Origin of the sequence: Streptomyces sp. CAU 1734, assembly GCF_039888735.1 — a bacterium.
In the GTDB taxonomy this organism is placed as follows: Bacteria; Actinomycetota; Actinomycetes; order Streptomycetales; family Streptomycetaceae; genus Streptomyces.
The window spans coordinates 347,302-361,195 of record NZ_JBDQQP010000009.1 but is presented as its reverse complement, the minus strand read 5'-3'; the positions used below and the strand labels follow the sequence as shown (position 1 = coordinate 361,195).

Annotated in this window: 11 protein-coding genes and 1 pseudogene; 4 read left to right on the top strand and 8 right to left on the bottom strand. The window is 71.5% G+C overall.

Annotated elements, in window-relative coordinates:
* Positions 1-26: 26 nt before the first annotated feature.
* Entirely contained in the window at positions 27-3,239 is a 3,213-nt protein-coding gene (locus AAFN69_RS19720) for a tetratricopeptide repeat protein (RefSeq protein ID WP_347729933.1), read from the bottom strand.
* A gap of 138 nt (positions 3,240-3,377) precedes the next feature.
* Complete coding sequence (locus AAFN69_RS19715; protein WP_347729867.1) at positions 3,378-3,815, bottom strand: hypothetical protein; 438 nt, start codon at positions 3,813-3,815, stop codon at positions 3,378-3,380.
* A 72-nt stretch (positions 3,816-3,887) separates the two neighbouring features.
* On the opposite strand from AAFN69_RS19715, the pseudogene AAFN69_RS19710 reads away from it, so the two are divergent.
* The 3 genes and pseudogenes from AAFN69_RS19710 (at position 3,888) to AAFN69_RS19700 (ending at position 6,694) form a co-directional block, all read left to right on the top strand.
* Positions 3,888-4,249: pseudogene (locus tag AAFN69_RS19710) on the top strand (type II toxin-antitoxin system RelE/ParE family toxin).
* Positions 4,246-4,563 carry a helix-turn-helix transcriptional regulator gene (locus AAFN69_RS19705; protein WP_347729866.1) on the top strand — a complete coding sequence of 106 codons (318 nt, stop codon included), beginning with the start codon at positions 4,246-4,248 and terminating at the stop codon, positions 4,561-4,563. Before AAFN69_RS19710 ends, AAFN69_RS19705 begins: the two are co-directional and overlap by 4 nt.
* Before the next feature lie 118 nt (positions 4,564-4,681).
* On the top strand, positions 4,682-6,694 hold the full coding sequence (locus tag AAFN69_RS19700) for a thioredoxin domain-containing protein (protein WP_347729865.1): 2,013 nt from the start codon (positions 4,682-4,684) through the stop codon (positions 6,692-6,694).
* Positions 6,695-6,748: 54 nt separating this feature from the next.
* Here the strand turns inward: AAFN69_RS19700 and AAFN69_RS19695 are convergent, their stop codons facing one another.
* Both AAFN69_RS19695 and AAFN69_RS19690 read right to left on the bottom strand, forming a co-directional pair.
* Entirely contained in the window at positions 6,749-7,357 is a 609-nt protein-coding gene (locus tag AAFN69_RS19695; protein WP_347729932.1) for a TetR family transcriptional regulator, read from the bottom strand.
* 151 nt (positions 7,358-7,508) lie between these two features.
* Positions 7,509-8,183, bottom strand: a complete 675-nt coding sequence (locus AAFN69_RS19690) for a hemolysin III family protein (RefSeq protein ID WP_347729864.1) — start codon at positions 8,181-8,183, stop codon at positions 7,509-7,511.
* Between the two features lie 488 nt (positions 8,184-8,671).
* Here AAFN69_RS19690 and AAFN69_RS19685 point away from each other — a divergent pair, with 488 nt between their 5' ends.
* Positions 8,672-10,510 carry a phosphoenolpyruvate carboxykinase (GTP) gene (locus AAFN69_RS19685; protein WP_347729863.1) on the top strand — a complete coding sequence of 613 codons (1,839 nt, stop codon included), beginning with the start codon at positions 8,672-8,674 and terminating at the stop codon, positions 10,508-10,510.
* A gap of 275 nt (positions 10,511-10,785) precedes the next feature.
* Here AAFN69_RS19685 and AAFN69_RS19680 read toward each other — a convergent pair whose 3' ends face one another.
* From AAFN69_RS19680 to AAFN69_RS19665, 4 genes are all read right to left on the bottom strand, one after another.
* Positions 10,786-11,172 (bottom strand): hypothetical protein, encoded by a 387-nt coding sequence (locus AAFN69_RS19680; RefSeq protein ID WP_347729862.1) that lies wholly within the window; start codon positions 11,170-11,172, stop codon positions 10,786-10,788.
* 83 nt (positions 11,173-11,255) lie between these two features.
* Positions 11,256-12,467, bottom strand: coding sequence for a pyridoxal phosphate-dependent aminotransferase (locus AAFN69_RS19675; protein ID WP_347729861.1), 1,212 nt, complete (start codon positions 12,465-12,467; stop codon positions 11,256-11,258).
* Positions 12,468-12,780: 313 nt separating this feature from the next.
* Positions 12,781-13,014 carry a chaplin gene (locus AAFN69_RS19670; RefSeq protein ID WP_347729860.1) on the bottom strand — a complete coding sequence of 78 codons (234 nt, stop codon included), beginning with the start codon at positions 13,012-13,014 and terminating at the stop codon, positions 12,781-12,783.
* A gap of 355 nt (positions 13,015-13,369) precedes the next feature.
* Positions 13,370-13,780, bottom strand: coding sequence for a rodlin (locus AAFN69_RS19665; RefSeq protein ID WP_347729859.1), 411 nt, complete (start codon positions 13,778-13,780; stop codon positions 13,370-13,372).
* Positions 13,781-13,894: the final 114 nt, after the last annotated feature.

Sequence of the window (13,894 nt, the reverse complement as noted above, 5' to 3'; positions counted from 1 at the left end):
TGCCCCGGGACCCGGGACAGCACGGCCTAGCGGCCCGCCGTACCCACCGGTACCCCCATGACCTCCCGCGCATGCCGGTTCGGCACCAGCCCCAGGCTCCACGCCTGCCAGCCGTCCTCCAGGCGTACGCCCCGCTCCAGGATCACCCGCAGCGCCTCCGCGCACTCCTCCAGCTTCCCGTCCCGGGTCGGATGCCCGCCGGCCAGCAGCCGGGACAGCTCCTCCTGCGCCACCACCGTGCCCACCTCCACCCCGCCCGGCGAGGCGAACGGCAGCAGCGTGCACCGCAGGAAGCGCGCCCAGTCCCCGCCCCGGTCGTCCCCGTACGAGGCGAACAGCTCCACCGCCTCGTCGCAGAGCCCCAGCGCCTGCCCCGCGCGGCTGTTCCCCGCGTCGATCAGCGCCAGCTCCAGACAGGTCCAGGCATCGCCGTGGGCCACCCCGATACGGCGGAAGTCCGCCCGCGCGTCCACCAGCAGCTGACGGGCGAAACCGGAATTGCGCAGATTGCCGGTCTGTGCCGCCCGCTGATCACGGGTGACCCGGCCCGAGTGGTGCCGGGCGCAGGCCAGCCCGTACACATCGCGCATCCGGGAGAACATCGTCCGGGCGCGTTCCAGCTCCCGCACCGCCCGGTCGCGGTCGCCGGTCTCCTCCAGCGCCTGGCCCAGGTAGTAGAGCGTCCACGCCTCGCCGCGCGCGTCCTCGTTCTCCCGGTGCCGGGCCAGCGCCTCGTTCAGCTGCTCCACCGCCGGGGCCGGGTCGCCGTCCACCAGCCGGGCCCGCGCGAGCTGGGTCAGCGCCCATGCCCCGCCCCGGCCGTCCCGGGTCTGCCCGTACAGCTCCAGCGCCGCCCGCAGCTCCGACTCCGCGCGCGGCACATCGCCCATCCGCAGACAGACCTGGCCGAGCTGGAAGTGGGTCCACGCCTCGCCGTGCAGCGACTCGCCCTCGCGGTGCAGCGTCAGGGCCGTCGCCAGCAGCGTCAGCGCCTCGGCCAGATTGGCCTGGTCCCGGCGGACGGCGGCCAGCGCATGCAGCGACCAGGCCCGGTCCTCGTCCTGCTCCGCCGAGCCCTGGAGCTCGATCGCCTCGGTCAGCTTCGCCGCCGCCTCGGTGAGATTTCCCTGGTGGTGCAGGGTGATCCCGAGCGAGCAGAGCGCCAGCGCCGCACCCGCGTCGTTCTGCGCCTCCCGGTAGAGGCCGACCACCGACGACAGCGTCGTACGCGCCTTGTCCAGCTCGCCGAGCTGCCGGGCCGCGATACCCGTGCGCCACCGCACGGAACGTTCCAGCAGACCCTGGTCCACCGCCTGGGAGAGCTCGCTGATCTCGCCCAGCCGGTAGAGATCACCCCGCAGCAGGCAGTAGTCCGCCAGCGCGCCCAGCAGCCCGAGCACCGCCTGCTGGTCGACGCCCTCCGAGTGCCGCAGCGCCGAGGTGATGAAGCTGGACTCGTCGTCCAGCCACCGCAGCGCCGAGTCGAGGGAGGAGAAACCGTGCGCCCCGAACTGCCCGGCCCGGGTGGACATCTTGCCGTCCACCATCCGGATCACCGCCCCGGCGAGATCCGCGTAATTGCGGATCAGCCGCTCCTGCGCGGCCGTGCGCTCCGCCGCCTCCTCCTCGTCCGCCAGCCGGGCGCGGGCGAAGGCGCGCACCGCGTCGTGCAGCCGGTACCGGCTGGCGCGCACCCGGTTGATCAGGCCCGCGTCCGCGAGCTGGGTCAGCAGCCGCTGCGACTCCTGCTCATCGGTGGCCAGCAGCGCCGCGGCGGCGGCCGCGCCCAGTGACGCCCGCCCGGCCAGCGCGAGCCGCCGCAGCAGCCGCCGGGCCTGCTCGGGCTGGTCGGTGTAGCGCACCCACAGCGCGCGCTCGACCGGCTCGTACGGGGCGTACTCCGCCAGCTCCGCCGCGAGCTGCTGCGCGGTGCGGGAACCGAGCGAGGAACCCGCGACCCGCAGCGCCAGCGGCAGTCCGCCGCAGAGCTCGCGCACCCGGTCGGCGCCCTGGCCGTCGTAGAGCCCGGCCGCCGCCTCCCCGCCCGCGGCCCGCAGCAGCTCCTCGGCGCCCGCCTCGTCCAGCGCCGTCACCGGAAGCTGGTGCACCCAGGCCCCGAGATCGTCGCCGGAGAGCTCCAGCGGGCCTCGGGCGGTCACCAGCACCAGACTCTCGGAGCCCCGCGGTATCAGCGTCCGCACCTGTTCCGGGTCGGCCGCGTCGTCCAGGATCACCGTCACCGGCAGCCCCGTCAGATGCTGGTGGTAGAGCTCGCTCAGCCGCCGCACCTGCTGCTCGGGCGACGATCGCTCACGGAAGAGCAGCTGCTCACGAGGGGCGCCGAGGCGGTTCAGCAGATGCAGCAGCGCGTCCCGGGTGGTGAGCGGGCGCCCGCTGTCGCTGCGCAGATCGACCACACAGGCGCCCCGGAACTGGTCCTTCAGATGGTGCGAGGCGCGTACCGCGAGAGTGGTGCGCCCCGAGCCCCGCGCGCCGTGCAGCACCACCACGGTCGGCCGGGTCTCGGTGGAGGCGCGGGCGGCGTGCACCCACTGGGTGATCCTGGCCATCGCCTCCCGGCGGCCGGTGAACGGCCCCTCCGGCTCCGGCAGATGCCCGAAGGACTGGGCGAGCACCGAACGCCTGCGGGCGGCGGCGCTGCGGTCCCGCCCGCGCAACTGACCCGCGGCGGCGGGTTTCTGCGCGGTACGGGCCGAGGCGGTGAGCATTCGCTGCTGGTCGATGAAGGGGCGGATGCCGCGCACCTCCAGCGCCGCCAGCCACTGGAGCCGCAGCTGATCCGCCCCGCCCGGCCGGCCGAGCTCGCCCGCCCTGCGGTGGGCGGCGGGCCAGTGCGAGGCGGTCACCTTGAGCACCGTGGCGGCGGCCCCCGCGCCGGCCACCACCGCTCCCGCGCCGAGCGCGGTGCCGCCGCCGGTGCCGAGCGCGAGATCCACGCCGGCCGCGGCGACCGCGGCAACGACCGTCACCAGCGCGGGAGTCGACAGATTCGCCCGGCTGAACCGCGCGGACAGGGGCTGCCGCCCGGCCTCCGCCTCCGCCGTCGCCCCCTCGTACGCCGCGTACTCCTCGGCGGCACTCGCCGCCATCGCGTCGAGCGCCGCCCGCCCCCGGGTGAGCAGCACACTCGTGTCGACCGCCCCGCCCGCGCGCCGCGCCTCCTCCTCCACGGCGCGCACCAACAGCCGCTCGGCTTCGGTCCGGTGGCTGTCCCGCATAGGGTCCCCCTCCATGGTCCGCTTCCGTTCCGCTGCCAAGTGTCCTGTGCGGGAGCCCCCGGCGCGAGGGAGTGCGGAGATCGTTCCTGTGGCGTCCATGTCATTTTCGCGCGCTGTACGCGCCGGGTGCTTCCGGCCTCACGAGGGCAGCGGATCCGGCCACCACGGCGGCCGGTGATCGGCGGCGCAGCCACCGCCGTCGCTGCCCATCGTCGAGTCCCCGACGGGAGTGCCCAGCCAGGCCATGTGCCAGAGGGCCAGGGTGGTGAGCGCGCATCCGAGCACCGTGGCGGGGATCAGCAGCCGCCCCCGCCGCCGCCGGACGATCCCGGCGGGGATCCCCCAGGCGGCCAGGGCGGTGAACGCTCCGGCGAGCACGGTCAGCGGCGTCTCCCAGGTCCACCAGTCGAACAGGCCGGGAAACTCCCGCGGAATCACCCGGCACGCCCGCCGCGCCGCTTGCGAGAGCCGCGCCGCGCCGTACCCCGTGAGCCCGCCGGCGATCAGGACCAGACACCCCGCGGTCCAGGGCGGCTGTGGCCGCTCGGGTGTCGCGGGGTCTGTTCGCGGTTTCACGGAGGGGAGAGACGCGGGGCGGGGCGGGGGCGGTTCCGGCGGGAGAGGTATAGCTTTCGCTATACTTCATCCGTGGCTGATGAGTGGGAGATCTTCCTCGTCGACGAGGTGCGCGAATGGATCGACGGACTGGAGGGGCAGGCGCTCGCCCGTGTGGTCCAGGCCCTCGACGCACTGGCGGAGGCGGTCCAGGACTGGGGCGTCCGCTCGTGGACACGATCCACGGTTCGTCCTTGGCGAATCTCAAGGAGCTGCGCCCCGGCACGGTGCGGATTCTGTTCGTCTTCGACCCGTGGCGGTGCAGCATCCTGCTCGTGGCGGGCGACAAGGCGGGGCGGTGGAATGAGTGGTATCAGCAGGCGATCCCCCTCGCCGAGCAGCGCTATGAAACCTATGTGAAGGAACGGACCCGGGAAGAAGGAGAACGGTCATGAGCGGTTACACGCGCTGGCAGGACATCCGCGCCGAGCATGTCGCCCGCGCCGGCGGTGAGGAAGCCGTGCGGAAGGGCAGGGAGGAACTTCTCGCGGAGGTGACCGGCCACCGCCTCGCGGAACTGCGACGGGCCCGGAAACTGACCCAGCAGGAGGTGGCCGACCGCATGGGTGTCACCAAGGGGCGGGTGTCGCAGATCGAACGAGGACACATCTCCGGCCAGGACGTCCTCGCCCGCTTCGCCGCTGCTCTGGGCGGGCGGCTGCATCAGGCCATTTACTTCGACGACGGCGACATCGCGGCCATTGCCTGAGAAAGGCACGCGGTGCGAGGCGGATCTTCCGCACATCCGGGTCCGGCCCGTCCCGCCTCGCCCGCCGCCCCCTCGTGGCAGCTGGGCAGTGCTTCGCCCGGTGCGTAAAGATGTGGCCATGCCCAACCGACTCGCGCGCGCCACGTCCCCCTATCTCCTCCAGCATGCCGACAATCCCGTCGACTGGTGGCCCTGGGAACCGGCGGCCTTCGAAGCCGCGCGCGAGCGCGATGTGCCGGTGTTCCTGAGCGTGGGGTACAGCTCCTGCCACTGGTGTCATGTGATGGCGCACGAGTCCTTCGAGGACGGGGCGACGGCCGCCTACATGAACGAACACTTCGTCAACATCAAGGTCGACCGCGAGGAGCGGCCCGATGTGGACACGGTGTACATGGAGGCCGTGCAGGCCGCCACGGGACACGGCGGGTGGCCGATGTCCGTCTTCATGACCGCGGAGGGGGAGCCCTTCTACTTCGGTACCTACTTCCCGCCCGAGCCCCGTCACGGCATGGCGTCCTTCCGGCAGGTGCTGGAAGGGGTGAGCGCCGCCTGGAGTGAGCGGCGCGAGGAGGTCGGGGAGGTGGCCGCGAAGATCACCCGGGATCTGGCCGGGCGGGCGCTGACTCATGGCGGGCAGGGGGTGCCCGAGGACGAGCAGCAGGCGCAGGCGCTGCTGGGGCTCATCCGGGAGTACGACGAGCCGCACGGCGGGTTCGGGGGCGCGCCCAAGTTCCCGCCCTCCATGGTGCTGGAGTTTCTGCTGCGGCACCATGCGCGCACCGGGGCCGAGGGGGCGCTGGAGATGGCCGAGGGCACCTGTGAGGCCATGGCCCGGGGCGGGATCTACGACCAGCTCGGCGGCGGGTTCGCGCGCTACTCCGTGGACCGCGAGTGGGTCGTGCCGCACTTCGAGAAGATGCTGTACGACAATGCCCTGCTCTGCCGGGTGTACGCGCATCTCTGGCGGACCACGGGGTCCTCGCTCGCGCGCCGGGTCGCGCTGGAGACCGCCGACTTCATGGTGCGGGAACTGCGCACCGCCGAGGGCGGATTCGCCTCCGCGCTCGACGCCGACAGCGACGACGGCACCGGCCGGCGCGCCGAGGGCGCCTTCTACGCCTGGACGCCCAAGCAGCTCCGCGACGCGCTGGGGGAGGAGGACGGGCGGCGTGCCGAGGAGCTGTACGGGGTGACCGCGGCCGGCACCTTCGAGGAGGGGAGCTCGGTGCTCCGGCTTCCGGCGGGTGAGCCGGACGAGGGGCTGCGGGAGCGGCTGTTCGCCGCCCGGGAGCGGCGGGTGCGGCCGGAGCGGGACGACAAGGTGGTCGCCGCGTGGAACGGGCTCGCCATCGCCGCGCTCGCCGAGGCCGGCGCGTACTTCGACCGGCCCGATCTGATCGAGCGGGCCACCGAGGCGGCCGATCTGCTGGTCCGGGTCCATCTGGACGACGGGGCCCGGCTCGCCCGTACCTCCCGGGACGGCCTGGCGGGTGCGAACTCCGGGGTGCTGGAGGACTACGCGGATGTCGCCGAGGGCTTTCTCGCGCTCGCCGGGGTCACCGGAGAGGGCGTATGGCTGGAATTCGCCGGGCTGCTGCTGGACATGGTCATCGACCGGTTCGCGGGCGGGGACGGCACCTTCTTCGACACCGCCCATGACGCCGAGCGGCTGATCAGGCGTCCGCAGGACCCCACCGACAACGCCGCGCCGTCCGGCTGGACCGCCGCGGCCGGTGCGCTGCTCTCGTACGCCGCGCACACCGGCTCCGAGGCGCACCGCACCGCCGCCGAGGGTGCGCTGGGGGTGGTGAAGGCCCTCGGGCCGCGCGCTCCCCGCTTCATCGGGTGGGGGCTCGCCGTCGCCGAGGCGCTGCTCGACGGGCCGCGCGAGATCGCGGTGGTGGGGGCCGGCGGCGATCCGGCGGTACGGGAGCTGCACCGTACGGCGCTGCTGGCCGGGGCGCCCGGTGCCGTGGTGGCGGCCGGGACGCCGGACAGCGGGGAGTTCCCGCTGCTGCGGGACCGGACGCTGGTGGAGGGGCGGGCGGCGGCGTATGTCTGCCGGGGCTTCGTCTGCCGGATGCCGGTCACCGACCCGGACACGCTGATGACGGAGCTGATCCAGCCCTGACCGGAGCGGCGCGGGCCGGAGCGGGCGGTCAGCGGGGCGAGGGCATGCGCACGGTCAGCGGGGTGTGCGGAGCCGCATTCCGTCCCCGAGCATCCGCAGCGCCCGGTCCGCCAGCCCGGGCAGGCCGGCCGGGTCGGCCGGCTCCTCCCGGCGGCTGTCGGCGGCCCAGTGGAGCATCGCCTCGCGGACCGCTCCCAGGACCGCCGCCGTGAAGACCCGTACGCCCAGATCGTCGGGGGAGCGGCCGGTGCGGTCGGCCAGGGCGCGGATCAGGAGCTCCGAGGTGGCGGCGAGGGATTCGGTCATCCGCGCGCGGAGCGCCGGGACCTCCGCCATCAGCCGGGTGCGCTGGGCGACCTCGTCCGGCGCCTCGGCCACCGCGCGGGCCAGCGCGGCGCACAGCACGTGCCGCATCGAGTCCAGCGGGTCCTCGCCGGCCGGCCGGGCCCGCAACTCCGCGTCGAGGCGGGCATCGTACTCGTCGCTGAGGACGATGTCCTCCTTGGCCGGGAAGTAGCGGAACACCGTCGAGGGGGAGACCTCCGCCGCCTCCGCGATCTGCTCGACCGTGGCCGCCTCGTACCCCTGCTCCGCGATCAGCCGGTAGGTCGCCCGCCGGATGGCGACCCGGGTCCTCAGCTTCTTCCGCTCGCGCAGACCCATGGGCCGCTCGGCGGCGCCGGAGGGGACGGCGGCGCGGGGAGGGCTGGCGAGGGGCGTGATGGCGGCCATGTCGTCATTGTCCTGCATCAATGGCGCGCGGAGCCATCTCCGCGGCACGCGCGGCGCGCTGGCCCGGGACGCGGTCGCCGCGTCAGTTCTGGTAGACCACCAGCGAGATGCCGACATAGTGGGCGGCGAACGCCGCCAGCGTCAGCGAGTGGAAGACCTCGTGGAAGCCGAACCAGCGCGGTGACGGATTCGGCCGCTTGATGCCGTACACCACGCCGCCCGCGCTGTAGAGCAGCCCGCCCGCGATCACCAGGACCAGGACCGCGATCCCGCCCGTCCGCAGGAAGTCGGGGAGGAAGAAGACCGCCGTCCACCCCATCGCGATGTAACAGGGGGTGTAGAGCCAGCGCGGGGCGCCGACCCAGAAGACCCGGAAGGCGATTCCGGCGGTCGCCGCGATCCAGATCGCCCACATGAGCGGCCGGGCGGTGGAGTCCGGCAGCAGGAGCATCGTCAGGGGCGTGTAGGTGCCCGCGATGATCAGGAAGATATTGGCGTGGTCGAGCCGCCGCAGCACGGCCTCGCCGCGCGGGCCCCAGTTGCCCCGGTGGTAGACCGCGCTGACACCGAAGAGCAGACAGGCGGTGACCACATAGATGCCGCAGGCCACCCGGGCCCGAGTGGAGTCCGCGAGCAGGGTCAGCACCAGCCCGGCGACCACCACCGCGGGGAACATGCCCGCATGCAGCCAGCCGCGCAGCCTCGGCTTCACCGGGGGCGGATCCAGCTCGGTCACTTCGGGCGCGGCAGCAGTCATGTCTGGATGGTACCTACGGCACCGTAGGTAGCGGCTCAATGGCCGCTGATCGGCCGGATGGCTGAACATCGCCACTCGGCCGCGTCCCGGGATCCGGCCCGCGCGCCCTGACGCACTCCGATGCGCCCCGTACGGTCCGAGACGCCCGGAACCCGTTCTCCGCCTGCGGGGGCCGGGGTGTGCGGGGGTGTGCGCTCATCTGTGCGGGGTGCGGAACGCCCTCCCGGCGGGAAAGCGGTCTCTCGGGGCTCCATCGAGTGGTATCAATTCAGGGCATTTAGCCGCAGACGGTGCCCCGGGGGAGGCGCGACACGAGTGGCGATGCTCACGTGAGAGGCCCTCTGGACATATGGGCGCGAGCCACGGATGATCAGATGAGTGCAGACGGCACCGGATGAGCGGCTACGAAGCATCCGGGTCGCAGCCCCCACGGGGTGACACAGGGCAACGCAGGGCAACAAAAACAAACCCCTCATTTAGGAGCGATCGTGGCGCGCGACAACGCGGCTCCCGGCACCGGCACCACCACCCTCCCCACCGATCACAAAGAGCTGATCGCCTGGGTCGACGAGATCGCGGCGATCACCCAGCCCGACCGCGTCGTGTGGTGCGACGGATCCGAGGCCGAGTACGACCGGCTGGCCGGGGAGCTGGTGGCCAGGGGAACCTTCCGGAAGCTCGACCCGGTGAAGCGCCCGAACTCGTACTACGCCGCCTCCGACCCCACCGACGTCGCACGCGTCGAGGACCGCACCTTCATCTGCTCCGAGAAGGAGGAGGACGCGGGCCCCACCAACCACTGGAAGGCCCCCGCCGAGATGCGGGACATCTTCTCCGGCGAAGAGGGCATCTTCCGCGGCTCCATGCGCGGCCGGACCATGTACGTCGTGCCCTTCTGCATGGGCCCGCTCGGCTCCCCGCTCTCCGCCATCGGCGTCGAGATCACCGACTCCGCCTATGTCGCGGTCGCCATGCGCACCATGACCCGGATGGGCCAGGCCGTCCTGGACGAGCTCGGCTCCGACGGCTTCTTCGTCAAGGCCGTCCACACCCTCGGCGCCCCCCTCGCCGAGGGCGAGCAGGACGTGCCGTGGCCGTGCAACTCCACCAAGTACATCTCGCACTTCCCCGAGTCCCGCGAGATCTGGTCGTACGGTTCGGGCTACGGCGGCAACGCCCTGCTCGGCAAGAAGTGCTACGCCCTGCGCATCGCCTCCGTCATGGCGCGGGACGAGGGCTGGCTCGCCGAGCACATGCTGATCCTCAAGCTCACCCCGCCCACCGGTGACGCCAAGTACGTGGCGGCGGCCTTCCCCTCCGCCTGCGGCAAGACCAACCTCGCCATGCTGGAGCCCACCATCCCCGGCTGGACCGTGGAGACCATCGGCGACGACATCGCCTGGATGCGGTTCGGCGAGGACGGGCAGCTCTACGCGATCAACCCCGAGGCCGGCTTCTTCGGTGTCGCGCCCGGCACCGGCGAGCACACCAACGCCAACGCCATGAAGACCCTCTGGGGCAACTCCGTCTTCACCAATGTCGCCCTCACCGAGGACAACGACGTGTGGTGGGAAGGCATGACCGAGGAGCCCCCGGCCCGCCTCACGGACTGGAAGGGCAACGACTGGACCCCCGAGTCCGGCGTCCCGGCCGCCCACCCGAACGCCCGCTTCACCGTGCCCGCCTCGCAGTGCCCGACCATCGCCCCCGAGTGGGAGGACCCCCGGGGCGTACCGATCTCGGCCATCCTCTTCGGCGGCCGGCGCGCCTCCGCCGTACCGCTGGTCACCGAGTCCTTCACCTGGCAGCACGGAGTCTTCCTCGGCGCCAATGTCGCCAGCGAGAAGACGGCCGCCGCCGAGGGCAAGGTCGGCGAGCTGCGTCGCGACCCCTTCGCGATGCTGCCGTTCTGCGGCTACAACATGGGCGACTACATGGCCCACTGGATCAAGGTCGGCAAGCAGGCGGACCAGTCGAAGCTGCCGAAGATCTACTACGTCAACTGGTTCCGCAAGAACGACGCGGGCAAGTTCGTCTGGCCCGGCTTCGGCGAGAACAGCCGGGTGCTGAAGTGGATCGTGGAGCGGCTGGAGAGCCGCGCCGAGGGCGTCGAGACGCCGATCGGCATTCTGCCGGCGGCCGGGTCGCTCGACACGGACGGGCTGGAGCTCTCCGCCGGTGACCTCGACTTCCTGCTGAAGGTCGACAAGGAGGTCTGGCGCGAGGAGGCGGCGCTGGTCCCCGACCACCTGAACACCTTCGGCGACCACACGCCGAAGGAGCTGTGGGACGAGTACCACGCCCTGGTCGAGCGCCTGGGGCGGTGAGACCGCGGGCGGCTCGGAGGGCTGCGCGCGAAGGACCCGGTCATGGCTCGGCCGGGTCCGCCGCGGGCCGCACTCCGGCCGCCGGGCGGGAGCGTGAAACGTCGCGACGGGCCGGACCGACATCCGCCCTGACCTGTGGGGTCCCCGCCGGCCCCGTCGCGCCGCGGCCCCCGGAGTCCACCCTCAGGACTCCGGGGGCCGACGCGTTCCTCCGCGCGGGGGCGGGGTGGATGGCACCCGGTCCACGCGCCTCGGCGGCCCGTGGACCGGGGCCGTCAGTGGGCGCCGACCAGCCGGGAACCGGCCAGGGCGGCGGCGTGCGCGTCCATCCGCCCGGCGGCGAGGACGGCGACGGTGGTGTCGGCGCGGGCGGCGGCCACGACCAGGGTGCGGCCGGCCAGGGTGTGACCCCGCCGGTGCAGTGCTCCGGTGTCGCCCGTGCCGCGGCCCGCGCGGCGCACCGGCGGTGCGCCCCGCAGCCGGGTGATCTGGGCGGCGATGCGCTCGGCCGCCTCGTCCAGGGAGAGCTCGTCGGTGACGGCCAGCAGCGCCGAGAGATGCCCGGCGAGCTGGATGTCCAGCTCCTCCTCGCGGGAGCGGTGCGGGAAACCGGCGTCGTCGGCCATCGTGTGGACGGACTTGGTGCGTATCGGCTCGTACATGCGGATGACCTCCTGCTCGCTGTCAGGAGGCCATCCTACATTGGATTGAGTCCAAAGTTGGGTTCAGTCGGATCTTGGCGGGATCAGTGCTGGCCGTAGCCGTCCAGGAAAGAGCCGATGCGGGTCACCGCGTCCGCCAGTTCCGGGGCCGCGGGCAGGGTGACGATCCGGAAGTGATCGGGCTCCGGCCAGTTGAAACCGGTGCCGTGGACCACCATGATCTTCTCGGCGCGGAGCAGATCGAGCACCATCTGCCGGTCGTCCTTGATCTTGTAGACCTTCGGGTCGAGCCGGGGGAAGAGATAGAGCGCACCCTTGGGCTTCACACAGGTCACACCGGGAATCCGGGTGAGCAGGTCATAGGCGGTGTCCCGCTGCTCCAGAATCCGGCCGCCCGGCAGGACCAGCTCCTCGATCGACTGGCGCCCGCCGAGCGCGGTGGCCACGGCGTGCTGCGACGGCATATTCGCGCAGAGCCGCATATTGGCCAGGATGGTCAGCCCCTCGATGTACGAGGAGGCATGGGCCTTCGGTCCGCAGACCGCCATCCAACCGGAGCGATATCCGGCCACTCGGTAGTTCTTGGAGAGCCCGTTGAAGGTGAGCACCATCAGATCGGGGGCGAGCGCGGCGGTCGGGGTGTGGGTGGCGCCGTCATAGAGGATCTTGTCGTAGATCTCGTCGGAGCAGACGATGAGATGGTGCCGGCGGGCGATCTCGGTGAGCGCGCGGAGCATCTCCTCGCCGTACACCGCCCCGGTGGGGTTGTTCGGGTTGATGATCACCAGCGCCTTGGTGCGGTCGGTGATCTTCCGCTCCAGGTCGGCGAGGTCGGGCATCCAGTCGGACTGCTCGTCGCAGCGGTAGTGCACGGCGGTGCCGCCCGCCAGTGACACCGAGGCGGTCCACAGCGGATAGTCCGGCGCCGGTACGAGGACCTCGTCGCCGTCGTCCAGCAGTGCCTGCATCGACATCTGGATCAGCTCGGAAACGCCGTTGCCGATATAGACGTCCTCGACATCGAGATCGATGCCCTTGGTCTGATAGTGCTGCATCACCGCACGGCGTGCCGAGAGCAGCCCTTTCGCATCACCGTAGCCGTGTGCGCCACCGAGGTTGCGGAGAATGTCCTCCAGGATTTCGGGCGGGCACTCGAACCCGAACGCCGCCGGGTTTCCGGTGTTGAGTTTGAGGATGCGGTGGCCTGCTGCCTCCAGCCGCATCGCCTCCTCAAGGACCGGGCCACGGATCTCGTAACAGACATTTGCGAGCTTCGTCGACTGGATCACCTGCATGTCGTGAGCTTACGGGCGGCAATCCGGCGCCGCCGGGTGTTTACCGCCCGTGCGGGTGTACGGGAATGGCGGGCATCGCAGCTTCGGGATGGTGGCGGTGCTTTCCGCCCTTGGAATGCGATCCCGGGGCCGGGCTGTTGCCTGGGGTTTCCACCGTGGCGGGACCGGAACGCCGAATCGGTGTTGCCCTCGTCACTCCGTGCCTCCCCGGCGGGCCCGGGGCCGGGCGTCCGTACCGTGCCCAGGGCATCCGCCCGGGCACACGGAACCGCCCCGGGCGCACTTCCGTGCGTCCGGGGCGGCCGAGGAGAAGTCAGGCGTTGACGCAGGTGTTGCCGAAGGCCGGGTTGAGCAGCCCGATGACATTGATCGAGTTGCCACAGACGTTGATCGGCACGTGTACGGGAACCTGGACCAGGTTCCCGGAGAGCACGCCGGGCGAACCGATGGCGGCACCGTTGGCCCCCGCGTCGGCCATGGCCGGAGCGGCGGTGCCCAGCGCCATGATGACACCCGTGATGACGGCAGCAGCCTTGGTGTGCTTCATTGTGATTGATCCTTTCAGCGGTGGTGCTGTACGCAGCCGCGGCCTTCGCGCTGCGTCGACAGTCGCCTGTACATACGCGCCCCCGCAGATTTATTAACGATGGGGTTCCCGCCGGGAAACGTTCATATGGCCGCCAGTTCGACAAGTCACTCGGATGCAGCACGGTGAATTGACGGAGGGACCGGCGGCGATATTGCGCCGTCCCCCGGGAAATCGGGCCGGACGGCGGTGCCGGCGGTTGTTCAGTTGTGGATACCGGTGATTCGAACAGCCCGGCCCGGGAATGCCAGGGGCCGGCCGCATGGGGGTGCCCCCGAACGCGCCGCGCTCAGGGGCACACTCATGGCGTCCGTGATCAGTTGTTGCCGGCGCCGTTGCCCGAGAGGACCGGGATGTTGCTGAGGATGTGCGACAGCGGCTCGTCACCCTTGGCCTGGGTGGAGTTCTCGACACACTGCTGGTTCTGCGGCGACGACAGGACGTTGATGTCCTGGACGGTGACCGGGATGAGACCGATGAGCGAGCCGACGTTCGCCTTCGCGGGCAGGCCGATGCAGGGCTTGTTCAGGGAACCCTGGACCAGGGCCATCTGCGGGCTCATGTTGCCGTAGGTGGCGGCGTTGCCGTACGCCTGCGAGGCGCCGTTGCCGCTGAAGGAGGTCGTGCCGTTGTCGTTGCCGATGGCCATGGCCTGCGGGGCCATCGCGGCGCCGGCGCCCACCATCGAAGCGGTGACCGCAGCGGTTGCCAGAATCTTCTTGATCACTTGGTGTTCCTTTTCGCTATGAACGATCGATCGTGGAGCAGACTGGTCAACTGCCCACGACCCGTTTGGTTCCGTGCATTCACCCGAATGCACGAATGGCCGCCGGCGCATTTC

What these genes read in the sequence shown, in the direction of transcription:
- AAFN69_RS19675 (WP_347729861.1), bottom strand. Translation starts at nt 12,467, where the DNA reads ATGCAGGTGATCCAGTCGACGAAGCTCGCAAATGTCTGTTACGAGATC.
- AAFN69_RS19690 (WP_347729864.1), bottom strand. Translation starts at nt 8,183, where the DNA reads ATGACTGCTGCCGCGCCCGAAGTGACCGAGCTGGATCCGCCCCCGGTG.
- AAFN69_RS19700 (WP_347729865.1), top strand. Translation starts at nt 4,682, where the DNA reads ATGCCCAACCGACTCGCGCGCGCCACGTCCCCCTATCTCCTCCAGCAT.
- AAFN69_RS19705 (WP_347729866.1), top strand. Translation starts at nt 4,246, where the DNA reads ATGAGCGGTTACACGCGCTGGCAGGACATCCGCGCCGAGCATGTCGCC.
- AAFN69_RS19695 (WP_347729932.1), bottom strand. Translation starts at nt 7,357, where the DNA reads ATGGGTCTGCGCGAGCGGAAGAAGCTGAGGACCCGGGTCGCCATCCGG.
- AAFN69_RS19720 (WP_347729933.1), bottom strand. Translation starts at nt 3,239, where the DNA reads ATGCGGGACAGCCACCGGACCGAAGCCGAGCGGCTGTTGGTGCGCGCC.
- AAFN69_RS19680 (WP_347729862.1), bottom strand. Translation starts at nt 11,172, where the DNA reads ATGTACGAGCCGATACGCACCAAGTCCGTCCACACGATGGCCGACGAC.
- AAFN69_RS19670 (WP_347729860.1), bottom strand. Translation starts at nt 13,014, where the DNA reads ATGAAGCACACCAAGGCTGCTGCCGTCATCACGGGTGTCATCATGGCG.